Origin of the sequence: Empedobacter sp. UBA1574 (assembly GCF_002322895.1) — a bacterium.
GTDB lineage: Bacteria > Bacteroidota > Bacteroidia > Flavobacteriales > Weeksellaceae > Empedobacter > Empedobacter falsenii_B.
In genome coordinates, this window is sequence record NZ_DCOI01000032.1 from 130384 (window position 1) to 147243 (window position 16860).

Annotated in this window: 17 protein-coding genes; 8 read left to right on the forward strand and 9 right to left on the reverse strand. The window is 32.1% G+C overall.

All coding sequences use genetic code 11. The features are described 5' to 3' along the window. Positions 1 to 93: 93 nt before the first annotated feature. The 4 genes from B3578_RS10170 to B3578_RS10185 form a co-directional block, all read right to left on the reverse strand. Positions 94 to 1230 (reverse strand): efflux RND transporter periplasmic adaptor subunit, encoded by a 1137-nt coding sequence (locus tag B3578_RS10170; protein WP_125349493.1) that lies wholly within the window; start codon positions 1228 to 1230, stop codon positions 94 to 96. A gap of 1 nt (position 1231) precedes the next feature. Beyond that, the gene (locus tag B3578_RS10175; RefSeq protein WP_291048394.1) at positions 1232 to 5560 is read right to left on the reverse strand and encodes a CusA/CzcA family heavy metal efflux RND transporter; all 4329 of its coding nucleotides are present in this window, start codon (positions 5558 to 5560) and stop codon (positions 1232 to 1234) included. 98 nt (positions 5561 to 5658) lie between these two features. Then, positions 5659 to 5964: a hypothetical protein gene (locus tag B3578_RS10180; RefSeq protein ID WP_152606051.1), complete on the reverse strand. Its 306-nt coding sequence runs from the start codon at positions 5962 to 5964 to the stop codon at positions 5659 to 5661. Positions 5965 to 6103: 139 nt separating this feature from the next. Continuing rightward, entirely contained in the window at positions 6104 to 6496 is a 393-nt protein-coding gene (locus B3578_RS10185; protein WP_125349490.1) for a hypothetical protein, read from the reverse strand. A gap of 89 nt (positions 6497 to 6585) precedes the next feature. Here B3578_RS10185 and B3578_RS10190 point away from each other — a divergent pair, with 89 nt between their 5' ends. From B3578_RS10190 to B3578_RS10205, 4 genes are all read left to right on the forward strand, one after another. Beyond that, entirely contained in the window at positions 6586 to 7119 is a 534-nt protein-coding gene (locus B3578_RS10190) for a methyltransferase (protein WP_125349489.1), read from the forward strand. After that, positions 7079 to 7966 (forward strand): glycosyltransferase, encoded by an 888-nt coding sequence (locus B3578_RS10195; protein ID WP_286494880.1) that lies wholly within the window; start codon positions 7079 to 7081, stop codon positions 7964 to 7966. Before B3578_RS10190 ends, B3578_RS10195 begins: the two co-directional genes overlap by 41 nt. Positions 7967 to 7973: 7 nt before the next feature. After that, positions 7974 to 8738, forward strand: a complete 765-nt coding sequence (locus B3578_RS10200) for a hypothetical protein (RefSeq protein WP_280035617.1) — start codon at positions 7974 to 7976, stop codon at positions 8736 to 8738. A gap of 138 nt (positions 8739 to 8876) precedes the next feature. After that, positions 8877 to 9671: a hypothetical protein gene (locus tag B3578_RS10205; RefSeq protein WP_260392525.1), complete on the forward strand. Its 795-nt coding sequence runs from the start codon at positions 8877 to 8879 to the stop codon at positions 9669 to 9671. 53 nt (positions 9672 to 9724) lie between these two features. Here the strand turns inward: B3578_RS10205 and B3578_RS10210 are convergent, their stop codons facing one another. From B3578_RS10210 to B3578_RS10220, 3 genes are read right to left on the reverse strand one after another with little or no spacing between them, the layout of a single operon-like run. Then, positions 9725 to 11044 carry an ABC transporter permease gene (locus B3578_RS10210; protein ID WP_291048408.1) on the reverse strand — a complete coding sequence of 440 codons (1320 nt, stop codon included), beginning with the start codon at positions 11042 to 11044 and terminating at the stop codon, positions 9725 to 9727. Between the two features lie 12 nt (positions 11045 to 11056). Then, entirely contained in the window at positions 11057 to 11989 is a 933-nt protein-coding gene (locus B3578_RS10215) for an ABC transporter ATP-binding protein (protein WP_280035614.1), read from the reverse strand. 58 nt (positions 11990 to 12047) lie between these two features. Continuing rightward, a complete protein-coding gene (locus B3578_RS10220) occupies positions 12048 to 12380 on the reverse strand; it encodes an MGMT family protein (protein ID WP_115000393.1) in 333 nt (110 codons plus the stop codon). Between the two features lie 41 nt (positions 12381 to 12421). Between B3578_RS10220 and B3578_RS10225 the strand changes: the two genes are divergently transcribed. Next, positions 12422 to 12967: a hypothetical protein gene (locus tag B3578_RS10225; protein ID WP_115000395.1), complete on the forward strand. Its 546-nt coding sequence runs from the start codon at positions 12422 to 12424 to the stop codon at positions 12965 to 12967. 54 nt (positions 12968 to 13021) lie between these two features. On the opposite strand, the gene B3578_RS10230 is transcribed toward B3578_RS10225, so the two are convergent. Next, the gene (locus tag B3578_RS10230) at positions 13022 to 13213 is read right to left on the reverse strand and encodes a cold-shock protein (RefSeq protein ID WP_038330556.1); all 192 of its coding nucleotides are present in this window, start codon (positions 13211 to 13213) and stop codon (positions 13022 to 13024) included. A 126-nt stretch (positions 13214 to 13339) separates the two neighbouring features. Between B3578_RS10230 and hemW the strand changes: the two genes are divergently transcribed. From hemW to rocD, 3 genes are all read left to right on the forward strand, one after another. Beyond that, positions 13340 to 14467, forward strand: coding sequence for a radical SAM family heme chaperone HemW (gene hemW, locus B3578_RS10235; RefSeq protein ID WP_115000397.1), 1128 nt, complete (start codon positions 13340 to 13342; stop codon positions 14465 to 14467). A 17-nt stretch (positions 14468 to 14484) separates the two neighbouring features. Then, the gene (murI, locus tag B3578_RS10240) at positions 14485 to 15294 is read left to right on the forward strand and encodes a glutamate racemase (RefSeq protein ID WP_125349482.1); all 810 of its coding nucleotides are present in this window, start codon (positions 14485 to 14487) and stop codon (positions 15292 to 15294) included. A gap of 63 nt (positions 15295 to 15357) precedes the next feature. Further along, positions 15358 to 16590 carry an ornithine--oxo-acid transaminase gene (gene rocD / locus B3578_RS10245; RefSeq protein ID WP_115000400.1) on the forward strand — a complete coding sequence of 411 codons (1233 nt, stop codon included), beginning with the start codon at positions 15358 to 15360 and terminating at the stop codon, positions 16588 to 16590. Here the strand turns inward: rocD and B3578_RS10250 are convergent. After that, the gene (locus B3578_RS10250; RefSeq protein WP_291048418.1) at positions 16580 to 16849 is read right to left on the reverse strand and encodes a hypothetical protein; all 270 of its coding nucleotides are present in this window, start codon (positions 16847 to 16849) and stop codon (positions 16580 to 16582) included. The genes rocD and B3578_RS10250 overlap by 11 nt on opposite strands. Positions 16850 to 16860 lie beyond the last annotated feature (11 nt).

The following is a 16860-nucleotide window of genomic DNA, read 5'->3' on the forward strand; positions in this document are numbered from 1 at the left end:
AAATTTTCTAATTGGATTTTAATTTAAAAAGAACAAAATTCAATAAAAAACGAGCAATAAATTGCTCGTTTTTTATATTCAATAATTCGAAGTCTAATCTCCTTCTCCACTATTTTTCATCGCAGTCAAAAGATTATATGCTCCTTTCGAAACATAGACTTTTCCTGAATTTTGAGGAGATTTTATTTCAATCATTTTATTCGCAGAACCTCCTATTTCTACAAGAACTAATCGAAACTGATTTTTAGTTTGTCTTTCGAACACATAGTCTTTTCCTTCAAACTGAATTACAGCTTCTTCTGGTAAAACATTCGCGTCAAGCGAATTCACTTGCAATTCGATATTGAAATACATATTCGCTGTTAATCGCGTACCATTCGCATTCGTAATTCGTGCAAAAACATCAACCGTTCCATCTTCATTCACTTGATTTGAAATTGAGGTGATTTGCGCATCTAACTTTTGATCTGGTTTTGCATTGGTATAAGCTTTCAAAAATTGACCAATCTGAATGTTACTCAGATCCTTTTCAAATACTTTTACATTCAACAAAGAACGATCTGGATTAATAATTTCTAACATCGCATCTGCTGGCGAAATATATTGTCCTGTATTCGCAAAAACCTGACTCACCATTCCGCTAATCGGTGCATAAACATTGATGGTACGTCGGATATTACTCAACGAAACTGAGGAAGGATTGATATTCATTAATCTTAGTTTCTGTTCCAAGGAACTTTTCTTTACCATCAACGATTGACGTGTTGCTTTCGCTTGTTGCATCACTTTGTCACTTGCTGCTTGCTCTGCATTCAAATCCTTTTGACGAACATAATCTGCACTAGCCTGCTCTAACAAAGCTTTTGTTGTGAGATAATCTTCTTGCATTTGGATATACTGCGGATCTTCTAAAACCACCAAAACTTGTCCTTTATTGACATAATTTCCTGGAATTAGTGCAATTCGTTTCACATAACCACCAAAGGCATTGGTGATAGAAATAGTATTTTCTGGGGTTACTGCCGTCTTTGCATTTAGCCGAATAGTTGTAGGTAAATTCTGATGACGTAAAGAGGTTGTATCAATTTCAAAATTCTTTAATTGAGCATCTGTCAACTTTAAAATTGAAGTAGAAATAGTTGCTTTTTGCTCTACTTCAGGTTTTGTTTCTTCTTTGTTACAACTCATCACAACAAAAGATGTACAAAGCATTAAGATATATTTTTTCATATTATTGTGCAGTATAAAAAGTCATTGCGGCATAAGCCTGATTACGTAGATTCTTTGCTTCTAGAAACTTTGTTTTCACTTCGATGATTTGATTATTCAGAATCACCCAATCCAAAAAATTAATCTCTCCTTCTAGTAATTGACGATTAATTGTTTTTTGTAAATCATTCGCAGCAGGAAGTTGAGTTTGCTCAAAATCTCCTACTATTTCTTCGTAAGAGTTTACTTTATTTTTTAAAACATCAAAATCTTGTTGCAACTTCGATTGTTGTAAAGTATACGCTTGTTTTGCAAGATCAGTTTTAACTTTTGAGGCTTCAATTGACGAATTAATTCCTCTATTAAATAAAGGTAAGCCAACTCCTACTTGAAAAGAATTGTATCGATTTTGATCCAAATCAGAAAAGCTTTGATTTGAATATCCAACTGTTAAAACTGGAATTTTCTTTGATTTTTCTATTTCAGTTTCTAAAGTAGAAGTCTGAATATTTTCTTCAGCTAATTTTAACATTGGGTGTGTACCTGAAACAGATAATCCTGCAATTTCATTCCAATTTACACCATCTTTTGTTGGATAAATTTTGAATGATGAATTGGTTAAAAATTGAATTTGTCTTGATTCATTTTCTAATTCATTCTCAACTAATCTCAATTGATTTTGAATCGATTTCAATTGAATAATAGCTGTAGAAACCTCACTTCGGTTTGATTCACCTTTCTTCAAACGTAAATTTGCTTTCTTCAAAAACTCTTGGTAAATCAATTCATTTTCTTTCAATAAATCTTGTTGATATTCTGTATTTTGCATATTGACATACAGATTAGCTAATCGTTGTTTAATTTCAACTTTCGTCAATTGTTCATTTGCTTTAGAAGTACTGATCATTTGTTCGTTCAAAGCTTTTTGACGTTTAAAAACCACAGGAAATTGAAACGATTGCGAAATAGTAAACTTGTTATCAAATTCACCTGAATTCACTTGTCCAAATTCCGCAGCTATATCTAAAGGTGAAAGCGAACGATTGGCAAACACATTTTTCTCGTGATAAACAGTAGTCAATTCTGCTTGTTTAATTTCGAGGTTATTCGCGTCAGCTAACTTGACAACTTCATCAAAACTCATACGTTCTTGCGCATTAGCAGTTGTTCCAAACAAAGCTAGAACTAATAAAATAGCTGTAGGAATTGATTTATGACGAGTTGATTTCTTTTTAAAATGAATATTTTCGAACATAACATATAAAATTGGTAAAACAAATAAAGTAAGGAAAGTCGCGCCCATTAATCCTCCAATAACAACAGTTGCTAATGGACGTTGAACTTCTGCGCCCGAACCATTACTAAGAGCCATTGGTAAGAAACCTAAAGAGGCTACGGCAGCTGTCATTAGAACGGGACGAAGACGAGTTCGTGTTCCCATAATAACAATTCGAGTTGTATTTTTAATTCCGTTATCACGTAGACGATTGTATTCTGATATTAATACAATTCCGTTTAGAACGGCAATTCCAAAAAGTGCGATAAATCCAACTCCAGCACTAATACTAAAAGGCATATCTCGCGCAGCTAAGAATAGTATTCCACCGATTGAAGAAAGCGGAATGGCTGTATAAATTAATAAACTTTCTTTGATTGATTTGAATGCAAAAAATAACAAGACAAAAATCAAAACCAAGGCGACTGGAACAGCGATACCTAAACGAGCTTTAGCATGATTCAAATTTTCGAAAGCTCCACCATAGGTTGTATAATAACCTGTAGGAAGTTTTATTTGAGCATCAACTTTTTGTTGTAATTCTTGTACAACACTTTCTATGTCGCGTCCTTTTACGTTAAATCCAACAACAATTCTACGTTTTGCATCTTCGCGCTGAATTTGATTTGGCGTATTTTTATAATCTACTTTTGCTAATTGATTCAATGGAATCTGAATTCCAGAAGCAGTAGGAATCAATAAATTTCGAATATCTTCGATATTCTCGCGTTTGTCTTCTGCTAAACGAACCACCATATCAAAACGTTTTTCACCTTCGAAAACCATTCCAGTAGATTGTCCTGCAAAAGCCATATTAATAATTCGATTTGCTTCTCCAATACTCAATCCATATTGCGCTAATAAAGCACGATCAAATTCAATCACAACTTGTGGAATTCCATTAATTGGTTCGATATACAAATCTTGCGCTCCTTTTACAGTATTGATTATTTTTCCTAATTTCTCTGCATTATTGGCTAAACTATCTAAATTTTCACCAAATATTTTCACCACCACATCTTGTCGTGCTCCTGTCATTAATTCATTAAAACGCATCTGAACAGGAAATTGAAATCCCGTTGAAAGTCCTGGAACATCTTCCAAAGCTTTACTCATTTTATCCGATAATTCTGGAAAAGTTGTGGCAGAAGTCCATTCTTTTTTAGGTTTCAAAACAATAATCATATCTCCTGCATCCATTGGCATTGGCTCGGTAGGAATCTCTCCACTCCCAATTTTCGTGACAACCATTTCAACTTCAGGGAAACGATCTTTCAGTATTTTAGCTGCCTTATTTGTGTATTCTATTGTTGTCGTAATATTACTTCCTGGTAAAATACGCGCTTCTACAGCAAAATCTCCTTCTTCTAAGGCAGGAATAAATTCTCCACCTAAACGAGACATCACAAAAACAGCAATAGTGAAAAGTGAAAGTACAACAGCTAGAATAATAGTACGAACTTTTAAGGCTTTGATTAAATATTTCTGATGGAAAATCTCAATTTTAGCCATTACACGATCCGATAAATTTGGTTTGACTTTCTTCTTTTTACTTAAGAATAAAGTAGTCATCATCGGAACATAAGTCAACGAAAGAATAAATGCACCAATCAGAGCAAAAGCAACTGTTTGCGCCATTGGTTTGAACATCTTTCCTTCTATTCCTTGTAAAGTAAAAATTGGTAAATAAACGATTAGAATAATAATTTGACCAAAAACAGCCGAATTCACCATTTTTTTAGCTGAAGAACCAACTGTTTGATCCATTTCAGTTTGCGTTAATTTATTCTTCAACCCAAATTTTTTGTTGTGTGCTAACTGATGCATCGCCGCTTCTACAATAATCACAGCACCATCGACAATCAATCCAAAATCTAATGCGCCTAAACTCATCAAGTTTCCACCTACACCAAAAATATTCATCATAATAATCGCGAATAATAAGGCCAGAGGAATGACAGAAGCTACAATAAAACCAGCACGTAAATTACCTAAGAAAAGTACCAAAATAAAGACAACGATTAAGGCTCCTTCAAGTAAATTCGTTTCAACCGTATGAATAGTATTGTCAACCATTTTTTTACGGTCTAAGAAAGGTTCAATAACAACTCCATCAGGTAATGTCTTTTTGATTTCTTCGATACGTTGTTGTACATTCTTAACCACTTCGTTACTATTTGCTCCTTTCAACATCATAACAATTGCACCAGAAACTTCACCTGTATCGTTATATGTCATTGCACCATAGCGCGTAGCAAAGCCAGTTTTTACGTCTGCAACATCTCTCAATAAAATAGGTGTTCCACTTTGCGAACGTTTGACCAAAATATTTTCGATATCTTCGATGTTACCAATTAAACCTTCAGAACGGATGAATAAAGAAGTAGGACCTTTTTCGATATAAGCTCCACCTGTATTTTGATTATTCTCACTCAGTGCATCAAATAAATCATTAATTGTCAGACTAAAAGATTGTAAACGTTGCGGATCAATTGCAATTTCGTATTGCTTCAATTTTCCTCCGAAACTACTCACATCTGCCACACCAGGAACGCCTAAAAGTTGACGACGAACAATCCAGTCTTGAATTGTTCTTAATTCAGTTTCATCATATTGATCTTCGTAACCTTCGGCGGGACGAACAACATATTGATAGATTTCGCCCAAACCTGTCGAAATTGGACCAAGTTGTGGTTCTCCAATACCTTCGGGAATCTCATTTTGAACCTGAATCAATCGTTCACTTACTTGTTGTCGCGCCCAATAAACATCTGTATTGTCATCAAAAACAATGGTTACCAATGATAATCCAAAACGAGAAAAACTACGAATTTCGGTAATCCCACCAATATTAGAATTAGCTTGTTCGATAGGAAAAGTCACTAAACGCTCAATATCTTCTGCACTAAAAGAAGGCGCTACAGTGATAATTTGAACCTGATTAGATGTAATATCAGGTTGTGCATCAATGGGTAATTTTGTCGCATCGTAAATACCAAATATCAACAAAGCCAACGTAAACAAACCCACGATAAATTTATTCTTGATTGAAAAATCAATAATTTTATTTAACATCGTAAAATTGTATAGATTAAAAATGTGCTAAATACAAGTTGTAAATAGCTGAAATTGGATAAATTGAAAGAATCAATCTATCGTAAAATCTAAAAAAATCACGCTTGTTTTGGCGGTTGCCAAATAGAATCTAAATAATGAGTATATAAGAAATCTTCATCAAATGTTTTGATTGAAGTCGTAGAAATTTCTTTATCTAAGTGTAAAACATCAAAGAGTTTTATGGGAGAGAAAAAAAAGTCGATATGAACAAACTCAACTTTCATGAAAGGTAATTTTTGGTCAGTTTCCCAATCCGCATCAACCTCATGTCCACCATAATGATGAACTAAAAAAGTTTTCATTTCATCCAAAAAGTCTCCTCCTTTATCATGTTCAATAAAATGAGAAATAAACACAGGCAATTTATATAACTGACACAATTGAGTTGAAGTTGTTATATATAAAAAAATTAAAATTTAAGTTGCCCATAGTTTCACGACCCAAATGTACAGTCAATTTTGCTTTCTTTCAAATTTAATTAATGGAAAAATCTCGTTAAACTTACTTAGAAACCTCTTTCTTCGTAAATAAATGAGAAATTACTTCGAGTTTATCATGATCGAATAAACACAAACCTTCAACATAGAAAGGTGTAAAATGAAAACTTTGTTGATCTACGATTCCAAATTCTTTCAGTTTTGGTTCGTAAACGACAAAACCTGTACGCAAGAATGGTTTTTTAGAGACTTTATACAACACAATATCATTGGTAAATAATCGTCGATTTCGTTTATCCAATATATCTATTCCAATATCTATGGTATCAAATTGTAAAGCATTTTCGTGCCAAGAAAACTCGTTATAACCTTTAAAATAGGTCACTCCATCTATCTCCTTCGCAAAACCTTCTACTTTATTTTTGTTTCGTAATCGATAATATCCAATCGTTTTCATCTGGCAAATTTGCAATAAAAAAATTTAAAATAGAAACGAGCAATATTAAAATAGATGATTAAATTTATCATCCGAAAACAACTAACACAATGTACAAAATATATCCACAAAAAAGATACAATGAAACCTTAGCTTTGCTGAAACAATTTGCTCAACCTACTGATAAAATTCTTGATTTAGGAATCAAAAATCCTTTTACAGATGTGATGTTGGAAAATGGTTTTGATGTAAAAAATACAAATGGCGACGATTTGGACTATTATTATAAGGATTTGCAAAATTATGATGCTAACTTTGTAACGGCTTTAGAAATTTTAGAACATTTGGTAAATCCAATGGAAGTGCTAAGAAATTTGCCTGGAGATAAATTATTAGCTTCAATTCCGATGCGTTTGTGGTTTTCGCCTGCTTATCGTAATCAAAATGATGCGCGAGATGTACATTATCACGAATTTGAAGATTGGCAATTTGACATGTTAATGGAAAAAGCTGGATGGAATGTAATACATCGTCACAAATGGACGCATCCATCAAACAAACTGGGAATAAGACCCTTATTAAGAAGAATTACACCAAGATATTATGCTGTCTACGCAGAACGAAAAAAAGACTTTACTTACTAAATACTCTATTGTTATACCTGCACATAACGAAGAAGATTTTATTGCGATTACGCTAAATTCTCTCGTTAATCAAACTGTTTTACCATATGAAGTGATTGTTGTAAATGATCATTCAACCGATAAAACACAACAAATTGTAGAAGAATTTACAGCTAAATATCCGTTCATCAAATTAAGAAATATCTTATCAAAAGGTGAACATCAGCCAGGAAGCAAAGTGATACAAGCTTTCTTGAAAGGTTACGAAATCATTGATCCTAATTATGATATTATTGTTAAATTGGATGCTGATTTAGATATTCCTTTCAATTATTTTGAGACTATTTTAACTCATTTTAATCATGAGGAAGATATTGCAATGGTTGGTGGTTTTGCGTATATTGATAAGGACGGAAAATGGATTCTTGAAAATCTGACAGATAAAGACCATATTCGTGGCGCATTTAAGGCGTATAGAAAAAATTGTTACGAAAAAATTGGTGGATTACGCGCACATATGGGTTGGGATACAGTAGACGAATTGTTGTGTAAATATTATGGTTGGAAAGTTGTTACAGACGAATCTTTACACATCAAACATCTAAAACCAACTGGCGCGAGTTACAATAAATCGGCGCTTTACAAACAAGGTGCGGCTTATTATGCATTAGGTTATGGATTTTGGATTACATTAATTGCTGGCACAAAATTGGCTTTACGTAAAAAGAAACCCACATATATTTTGTATTATTTGAAAGGTTTTTTTGAAGCTAAAATTAATGGTACAAAAAAAATGGTAAATCGAGATCAAGAAAAATTCATCCGAAATTATCGTTGGTCGAAAATGAAACAAAAAATAAAAGGTTAAATCTAACATGCGATATTGGTTAACATACACACTATTTATATTTCCATTCATCAGCTTTGCACAAAATAAGTTGATTACTGGTTCTGTGGTTGTAGACGAAGGAAACGATTATATTTCCTCAGTTTCTGGTGCTCGTATAGAAAATCTGACGTCAGAAAGTAAGACATGTACAAGCTCTTCGGGTTATTATTCTATCCAAGCAAATGTTGGCGATACAATTTTGTTTGAAGCAGATTTTTTGATTCCAAGAAAAATTGTAGTCAATCAAAATATTTACAACAAAGGTTTTTTACAAGCACATTTGGATATTGAAACAATTGAATTGAGTGGTGCTACAATTGGTAAAGGCCCTTTACAACCTAAATATCACAAGGATAATAAAACAGATTTGTACGATAAAATGGGACTTGATCAACGTTTACGAGATTTAGAACCTAAAAGAGATATTGCAAAATTCAAGCCAATGGATGTTTTAAATCCTGTTCGATTGATTGGTCATATGAATGGATTTTATCGTGAGCAACGTCGTGTACGTAATTACGAAACAAAACTTTCTCTCGTTCAAGAAGTTAAACATTATTATCCTACAGATTTTTATACAAATCAATTACAAATTCCTGAATATAAAATAGAAGAATTTTTATATTATGTTAATGCGCGTTATCCGCTTCAAGAAAAAGTTTTGAGCAGACAATTTGGTACGATAATGATTGATTTAGAATCTTATGCGAAAGATTATTTGAATGAATTAAATCAAAACAAAAATCAATAATTCTTAATAGATTTTTAAAATTTAGCCAATAAACGTTAACAAAATTGATGCTAATTTATTAAGACTTATCTTCGTACAAATAATTAAACGTATAATCACGAACAATTGAAATCACTATTTACCATTCTAATATTGCTGTTGTCGAATTTTATTTTCGCACAAGAAAAATGGATTCAGGGAAACATTATCATTGATGATTCTGACGATACAGCAGAAGGAGTTTACGTTACAAATCTGAGAACAAATCATACAACAATTTCTAATTTTACAGGAACTTTTCTTATTCAAGCAAAAGTAAATGACACGCTAAAAATACAATCTGATTGGTACGAAAATCGACTAATTATCTTAAGACCAAATTTGTTCAATAAACAAACAATTGTAGTGCATTTAGCTGTACAGACAATTCAATTGAATACCGCATATATTGGTCAAAAATTGACAGGAATTCTTGAAAAAGATGTCAAAAATGGAAAAAAAGCTGATGTTGTAACAAAACTTTATAAAAGTCTTGGTGTTAATCCTGATATCAAACCTATAAAAGACACATCTTCGTTGAAAGCTGGATTTTTGAGTGGAGATATTACGTTGACGAGATTGGATATTGGGCGTATTTATGATGTTTTTTCTGGTAAAGCCAAACAACGAAAAGCATTGCTTGATTATGAAGATAAATACGATAAAATTACAAAAATTAAGAATTATTTTGGTGAAGATTATTTCACAAATGATTTAAAAATTCCGAAATTCAAAATCAGAGATTTCATTGAAAATGCATTAACAAATACCGAATCTAAAATAGAATTGAATGATGTAAATTATTTCAAATTACTTCAATTATTTAATTCTTACAGTAAAATATACCTCGACTTTTTATACGGAAAAGTACCAAATAATACGAAAATCATCAAAAAAGATACGATAGACGATTAAAAAAAGAGCTTGATAAATCAAGCTCTTTTTTTAGTTTTATAAGTTGTGTAAAATTAGTTTTTATAAGAAACCCATTTAATCATTTCTTTCACAGTTGGTTTTTTACCATAAATTAAAATCCCAATTCTATAGATTTTTCCAGCAATATAAACCATAAATATTGTACTGATTAACAGCAAAAATAAGGATAAAGCTAATTGCCAAATCGGAACATCGAACGGAATTCGAGTAATCATTGAGATGGGAGAAGTCAATGGAATCATTGATAACCAAAAAGCAACTGGACCATCAGGATTTTCGAAAGTTGTCATACTTCCGTAAAGTCCAATCATCATCGGAACTAAAGGAAAATATGTAAATTGTTGCGTATCTGTATCATTGTCAACCGCAGAACCAATTGCCGCGAAAACAGAGCTGTAGAACAAATATCCTAAGATAAAATAAGAAATAAAAGCAAAAATGATTAACGGATAATTAAACGTTAACAATACTTCGCTAATTTCTGTTACTTTTTGCATCATATCTGGATTAGTCTCGGCTAATTGTGCTTGATTCATCATTTGTTGCGACATATCCATTCTTGAAGCAGCAATTGTTGGAAATAAAATCAATAACCCCATTGTCATTCCAATCCATATTGCAAATTGCGTGACTGCAACCATTGTCGTTCCTAAGATTTTACCCATCATTAATTCGAAAGGTTTTACAGAAGAAATGATAATTTCGACAACACGATTATTTTTTTCTTCAACCACAGAACGCATTACTTTTACACCATAAATCATCACAAACATGAAAATAATGTAAGTTAAAAACATCGATAATCCGATTTTCAACTCCATTCCTTTATCTTCTTTTCCGTCTGTAACGTTAAAAACATTCAGGTTAACACGTGCCTTAGAAGCTTCTAAAGCCGCTTTGTCAATACCAGATTTTGCCTGTTTTTCTTTTACTATTTTATCACTAATCGTTCTCGAAAGTTTTTCACGATCAGTAATTCCAAGATTTCCATTTGTGATTAATTCAGTATTTTTCTCAATATTATCATAATTTCCATCTGTATTTTTCGGAATATGAAGAATCGCATTCAAATATTCGCTTCCTTTCAGTGTATCTTTGATTGATTGCAATTCTTGAGGCGTGTAAATACTGAACATCATTTGTTTAGTCGTTTTAAACGAGGTTACAAACTCTGTACTTTCATCTACAATTGCAATGTTTTTCACTTCGGAATTATTTGCAGAACTCAAAAAGAAAATCACCGCTCCTGCTCCAACAATCAACAAAGGCGAAAGAAAAGTCATAACAATAAACGCTTTGTTTTTTACTTGAGAAAAGAACTCGCGTTGTGCAACTAAAAATATATTTTTCATTTGAAAATTAGCTTAAAGATTAGGAATTGAACTTTGTTTGACGGCTTCCAAAAACACATCATTCATCGAAGGAATAATTTCTTTGAATTGATGAACTTGCCCCACTTGCATCAATTTATCTAAAATCACATTGGTTGGTGTTTCTTTATTGTACAACAAATTAAATTCAGTTCGTTGATTAACGTTTCGTACATCCGAAATCTCAAATTCATTCGCTAAATTTTGAAGAGAATCAGCGGGAATTTCATTCAATTGAATCGAAAATTTCCCTGTCTTAAATTGATTTCTAACTTCTTCAATTGTTCCATCTAATACTTTATTCGATTGATTAATCAAAGCAACATGATCACACATTTCCTCTACAGATTCCATACGATGCGTCGAAAAAATAATTGTCGTTCCTTTATCTCTTAATTCAAGAATTTCATTCGCAATAATTTGTGCATTTACAGGATCAAAACCACTAAAAGGTTCATCAAAAATCAGCAAAGAAGGATTGTGAATAACTGTAATCACAAACTGAACTTTTTGTCCCATTCCTTTCGACAACTCGCTCAATTTCTTGTTCCACCAAGACATCATATCAAGTTTCTCGAACCAATATTCGGTACGTTTTTTAGCTTCCGCAGAAGAAAGACCTTTCAGTTTTGCAAAATACAGTGCCTGTTCTCCAACCTTCATATTCTTGTACAAACCACGTTCTTCTGGCATATAACCAACTTGACCGATTGATTTTTTCGTCAAAGGTTCTCCATTCAACAAAATTGTCCCGCTATCTGGCGCTGTAATTTGATTGACAATACGAATAAAAGTCGTTTTTCCAGCACCATTTGGTCCCAAAAGTCCATAAATAGAACCTTGTGGAATATTGATACTAAAATTATTAAGCGCAACTTTATCTTTATATTTTCTTGTTAAGCCTTGAGCTTGCAATAAAAATTCCATTTTCTATATCATTTGATTTGTAAAATTAGTAAGAAGAAAGTAAATTTTGTTACAGATTTTAATGAGATTCATTCGGATCCCATACAATTTCTTTAAAATTAATCACTTTATCATTTATAATCTCCACACCTTCATTCTCTAACAATTGCTGCATCAAACTCGAAGGATTAAAATGATGTTTTCCAGTTAACAAACCATTTCTGTTTACAACACGATGCGCAGGAACATCTTCTCGATTATGTGCATGATTCATCGCATAGCCAACCACACGCGCAGAAAATTTTTCTCCTATATATTTTGCTATCAAACCATAAGTAGAAACACGTCCTTCGGGAATTTGACGAACTATTTCATAAATTTTCTCATAAGTATCAGAAATGATTTTTGTCATAATCTAAACATTTATTGTAAATTTAAAGAAAGTAATAGAATATGAGCCAAAAAGTTCCAATTAAATCTCTTTTAAGCCGACCACGTTTTAAGGTTTTTACGCATTTATCAAAACAAGAATTTATTGATTTAATCAAAAAACACCTTGAAACAAATTCTACTGAATACGGAGGTTATGCCAATCAGGAAGTTGCGATGATTCGTGTCCGCAAAGACAAGGATAAATATTGGCACCCGCAATTACAAATCAGAATTGAAGATGACGATGATCATCCTAACTATTTGGTTGTAAGAGGAATTATTGGTCCGCCTTCTAATGTTTGGACATTTTTCGCATTTTTGTATGGTTTGAGCGGAGCTATTTTTATCACCTTAGGCTCTTATGCGGTTTCCGAATATATTGTACAAGGAAATAGTGTATGGATTTGGAGTATTCCTATTGCATTATTGATTACTTTAGGAACCTATTTAGCGAGTTTATATGGTCATTATTTGGCAAAATATCAGCTAGGAAGATTGTATCATTTCGTGAATGAATTGCTTCGTGATGCAGAGTTTTATCAAAATAGCGACGAAATCAAAGAATAAAAAAAGCGACCTAAATAGGTCGCTTACAAGAAATATGTTGAGATAATATATTAATTAGATTACTTTCACATTAACGGCGTTGATGCCTTTTTTTCCTTGTTCTAAGTCAAAAGATACTTTATCGTTTTGAGCTACTTTGTCTGTTAAACCAGAAACGTGTACGAAGTACTCTTTTCCTGATTCGTCATCTTTAATAAATCCGTATCCTTTTTCTTCATTAAAGAATTTTACAGTTCCTTTATTCATAGTATTTTATTTTCGTTGATAAAGATATAAGATTTATTTACAAAACCAATATTAATTTTTAGTTTTTTTTATAACAATTTTTTTAGCCTATAATTTCATTATAATTTTGCTTCAAATCATAATATTTTGGCAGGAATTTATATTCATATCCCGTTTTGTAAACAAAAATGCAGCTATTGCGACTTTCATTTTTCGACAAATCTTCAACATAAATCAAATTTAATTCAAGCAATTAATAAAGAACTTGAGATCAGAAAAGATGAAATTTCAACACCTTTAGAAACGATTTATTTTGGAGGAGGAACACCTTCTATCCTGTCCGAAATTGAATTAGAAAGTATTTTCGAAACGATTTATAAAAATTATTCAACCAAAAATTTAAAGGAAATTACACTCGAAGCGAATCCTGATGATTTGAATAAAGAAAAACTTAATTTCTTAAAATCAACTCCGATTAATCGTTTTTCGATTGGTGTTCAATCATTTTTTGAAGAAGATTTGAAATTAATGAATCGCGCACATAATGCACAAGAAGCTGAAACTTCGATAAAATTGGCGCAAGATTTTGGTTTCGAAAATATCACTATTGATTTGATTTATGGTTCTACGACCACAACCAACGAAATGTGGAAGCAAAATTTGCAAAAAGCAATTGAGCTGAATGTTCCACATATTTCTTCTTATGCGTTAACAGTCGAAGAAAAAACAATTTTAGATCATCAAATCAAAAAAGGAATCACAAAACCGGTTGATGAAGATCGTCAAAACGAACAATTTCAACTTTTAGTTGACACTTTAACTTCGAATGATTTTATTCAATATGAAATCTCCAATTTCGGAAAAGAAGAGTATTTTTCTTTACACAATTCTAATTATTGGAAAGGAATTCATTATTTAGGAATTGGACCTTCTGCGCATTCTTATAACGGAAAAACTCGTGCTTGGAACATTGCAAATAATTCTAAATACATACAAGCTATCAACGAAAATAATCTACCTCAAGAAATTGAAGTTTTAAATGAAGTAGAAAAATTTAATGAAATGATAATGATAGGATTGAGAACAATTTATGGAATAGATTTAAATCGAATTAATTCAGAATTTTCTCAACCTTTAGTTAATTCTTTTCATCAAGAACTCAATCAATTAATCAACGAAAATTTAGTCGAAAAGAAAGAAAATAAAATTATTTTGAAACCCGAAGCAAAATTTTTCGCAGACGGAATTGCTTCTAGATTATTTTACATCAATTAATTTGTTAAATTTGCGATATGAATGATAACAGACCAATTGGTGTTTTCGACTCTGGAGTTGGTGGTTTGACGTTTGCAAAAGAAATAAAACGTCTGCTACCAAACGAAAGTTTGATCTATTTTGGCGATACTCAAAATTTGCCTTATGGAGAAAAATCGAAAGAAGCGATTACACAATTTTCGGTAGACATTACTAATTTTTTAATAGACAATAATTGTAAAGCGATTTTAGTTGCATGTAATTCTGCAACCGCTAATTCGTTGAAAGAAATTAGAGAAGCTGCAGGAAAAGATGTTCCTGTTATCGATGTTATTTCGCCTGTTGCGGAGAAAGTTTCGTTCGAATTAAGAGAAAAGATAGGTGTTATTGCAACAAAAGCAACTGTAAATTCGGGCGCGTACAAGAAAGCAATTCGTCGTCGAAATAAACATATTACGGTTATTGAAATGGCTACTCCTCTCTTAGTACCTGTTATCGAAGAGGGTTTTACAAATTCTACGATTTCTAAAGCAGTTTTAGAAACGTATTTATTGAACAAAAAATTAGAAGGAATTGATTCGATTATTTTAGGATGTACGCATTATACACATCTGGAAAAAGAAATCAATCAAGTATTTGAAGGAAAAGTTGATATCGTAAATTCACCTTTAATTGTCGTGAATCAAGTAATTTATCAATTGGCAAAAGAAGGAAAATTGGCTGCGAAAGATACTGTTGCAAACTATACATTTTATATTTCTGACAATACAGATAATATTATAAAAGTGGCAAAAAAATTCTTTGGAAAAGATATTCAATTAATTGAGAAAAATTTAGAAACGAAATAGAACCGACCATTATTTGTCGGTTTTTTTATAAAATATTACGAACAAACAAAAACAAATCATTACATGGAAAAATCAGCAGAATTAATTGCATTAGAAGAAAAATACGGAGCGCATAACTATCACCCACTTCCAGTTGTATTGGAAAAAGGTGAAGGTGTTTACGTTTGGGATGTTGATGGAAAAAAATATTTCGACTTTTTATCAGCTTATTCAGCTGTTAATCAAGGTCACTGTCATCCTAGAATTATTAAAGCGTTGAAAGATCAAGCCGAAAAATTAACGTTAACTTCTCGTGCTTTTTATAATGCGGAATTAGGAAAATACGAAAAATTTATCACAGAATTATTCGGTTTCGATAAAGTATTGCCAATGAATACGGGTGCAGAAGCTGTAGAAACAGCGCTAAAAATTGCTCGTAAATGGGGTTACGAAAAGAAAGGAATTCCAACTGGTGAAGCGATTATTGTAGTATGTAAAGACAATTTCCATGGTCGTACAACTACTATTATTTCTTTCTCGAATGATGAAGATGCACGTAAAAATTTCAATCCTTACACAAGTGGTTTCGAAGCTGTAGAATACAATGATGTTGAAGCTTTGAAACAAATTTTAGAAGAAAAAGCAGATAAAATTTGTGGATTCTTAGTAGAACCAATTCAAGGAGAAGCTGGTGTTAATGTACCTTCTGAAGGATATTTGAAAGCTTGTGAAGAATTATGTAAACAACATAATGTTTTATTTATCGCGGACGAAATTCAAACAGGAATCGCACGTACAGGAAAAATGTTAGCAATCGATCACGAAAATATTGATGCTGATGTTTTAATCTTAGGTAAAGCCGTTTCAGGTGGAGCTTATCCAGTATCTGCAGTTTTAGCAAATGATGAAATAATGAATGTCATCAAACCAGGACAACACGGTTCTACTTATGGAGGTAATCCATTAGCTGCGGCTGTTGCTACAGAAGCTTTGCAAGTTGTTTTGGACGAAAAATTAGCTGAAAATTCTGAAAAATTAGGACAAATTTTTAGAACAGAAATCACGAAAATGGCTGAAGAATTTCCATTATTCAAATCAGTTCGTGGAAAAGGTTTATTAAATGCAATTTTAATCAACGATACACCAGAATCTGAAACAGCATGGAATTTCTGTGTTGCAATGAAAGACAACGGATTATTAGCCAAACCTACACACGGAAACATCATTCGTTTCGCTCCTCCTTTAGTGATGAACGAAGAACAATTACACGAATGTTTAGCGATTATTCGTAAAACTGCACAAGAGTTTAATAAATAATCAACAATAAAATGATATAGAAAAAACCTGATGAAATTTCATCAGGTTTTTTTATATTCGAAACTTTAATTAACACTATGAATTCTTTTAAAATAAACGTTTCCGAAACGTACAAAAAGGCGCAAAAAAAATCGGCAGTATGGATTGCTCTTTTCTTGATTACTCTCTTCTTTTCTACAATTTTGAGCATCATCATTTTCATAATTTGTGTTTGTGGAGGAATCGCTATCGTCATTGCTAAACCAATGTGGATTACCATTTTTTTTAGGT

Bases quoted from the DNA above. Each gene is read 5' to 3' on its own strand.
- B3578_RS10230 (WP_038330556.1), bottom strand. From the start codon at position 13,213: ATGAATAAAGGAACTGTAAAATTCTTTAATGAAGAAAAAGGATACGGA.
- B3578_RS10195 (WP_286494880.1), top strand. From the start codon at position 7,079: ATGCTGTCTACGCAGAACGAAAAAAAGACTTTACTTACTAAATACTCT.
- B3578_RS10225 (WP_115000395.1), top strand. From the start codon at position 12,422: ATGAGCCAAAAAGTTCCAATTAAATCTCTTTTAAGCCGACCACGTTTT.
- B3578_RS10175 (WP_291048394.1), bottom strand. From the start codon at position 5,560: ATGTTAAATAAAATTATTGATTTTTCAATCAAGAATAAATTTATCGTG.
- B3578_RS10200 (WP_280035617.1), top strand. From the start codon at position 7,974: ATGCGATATTGGTTAACATACACACTATTTATATTTCCATTCATCAGC.
- murI (WP_125349482.1), top strand. From the start codon at position 14,485: ATGAATGATAACAGACCAATTGGTGTTTTCGACTCTGGAGTTGGTGGT.
- B3578_RS10190 (WP_125349489.1), top strand. From the start codon at position 6,586: ATGTACAAAATATATCCACAAAAAAGATACAATGAAACCTTAGCTTTG.
- B3578_RS10250 (WP_291048418.1), bottom strand. From the start codon at position 16,849: ATGGTAATCCACATTGGTTTAGCAATGACGATAGCGATTCCTCCACAA.
- B3578_RS10220 (WP_115000393.1), bottom strand. From the start codon at position 12,380: ATGACAAAAATCATTTCTGATACTTATGAGAAAATTTATGAAATAGTT.
- B3578_RS10215 (WP_280035614.1), bottom strand. From the start codon at position 11,989: ATGGAATTTTTATTGCAAGCTCAAGGCTTAACAAGAAAATATAAAGAT.
- B3578_RS10170 (WP_125349493.1), bottom strand. From the start codon at position 1,230: ATGAAAAAATATATCTTAATGCTTTGTACATCTTTTGTTGTGATGAGT.
- B3578_RS10210 (WP_291048408.1), bottom strand. From the start codon at position 11,044: ATGAAAAATATATTTTTAGTTGCACAACGCGAGTTCTTTTCTCAAGTA.
- rocD (WP_115000400.1), top strand. From the start codon at position 15,358: ATGGAAAAATCAGCAGAATTAATTGCATTAGAAGAAAAATACGGAGCG.
- B3578_RS10185 (WP_125349490.1), bottom strand. From the start codon at position 6,496: ATGAAAACGATTGGATATTATCGATTACGAAACAAAAATAAAGTAGAA.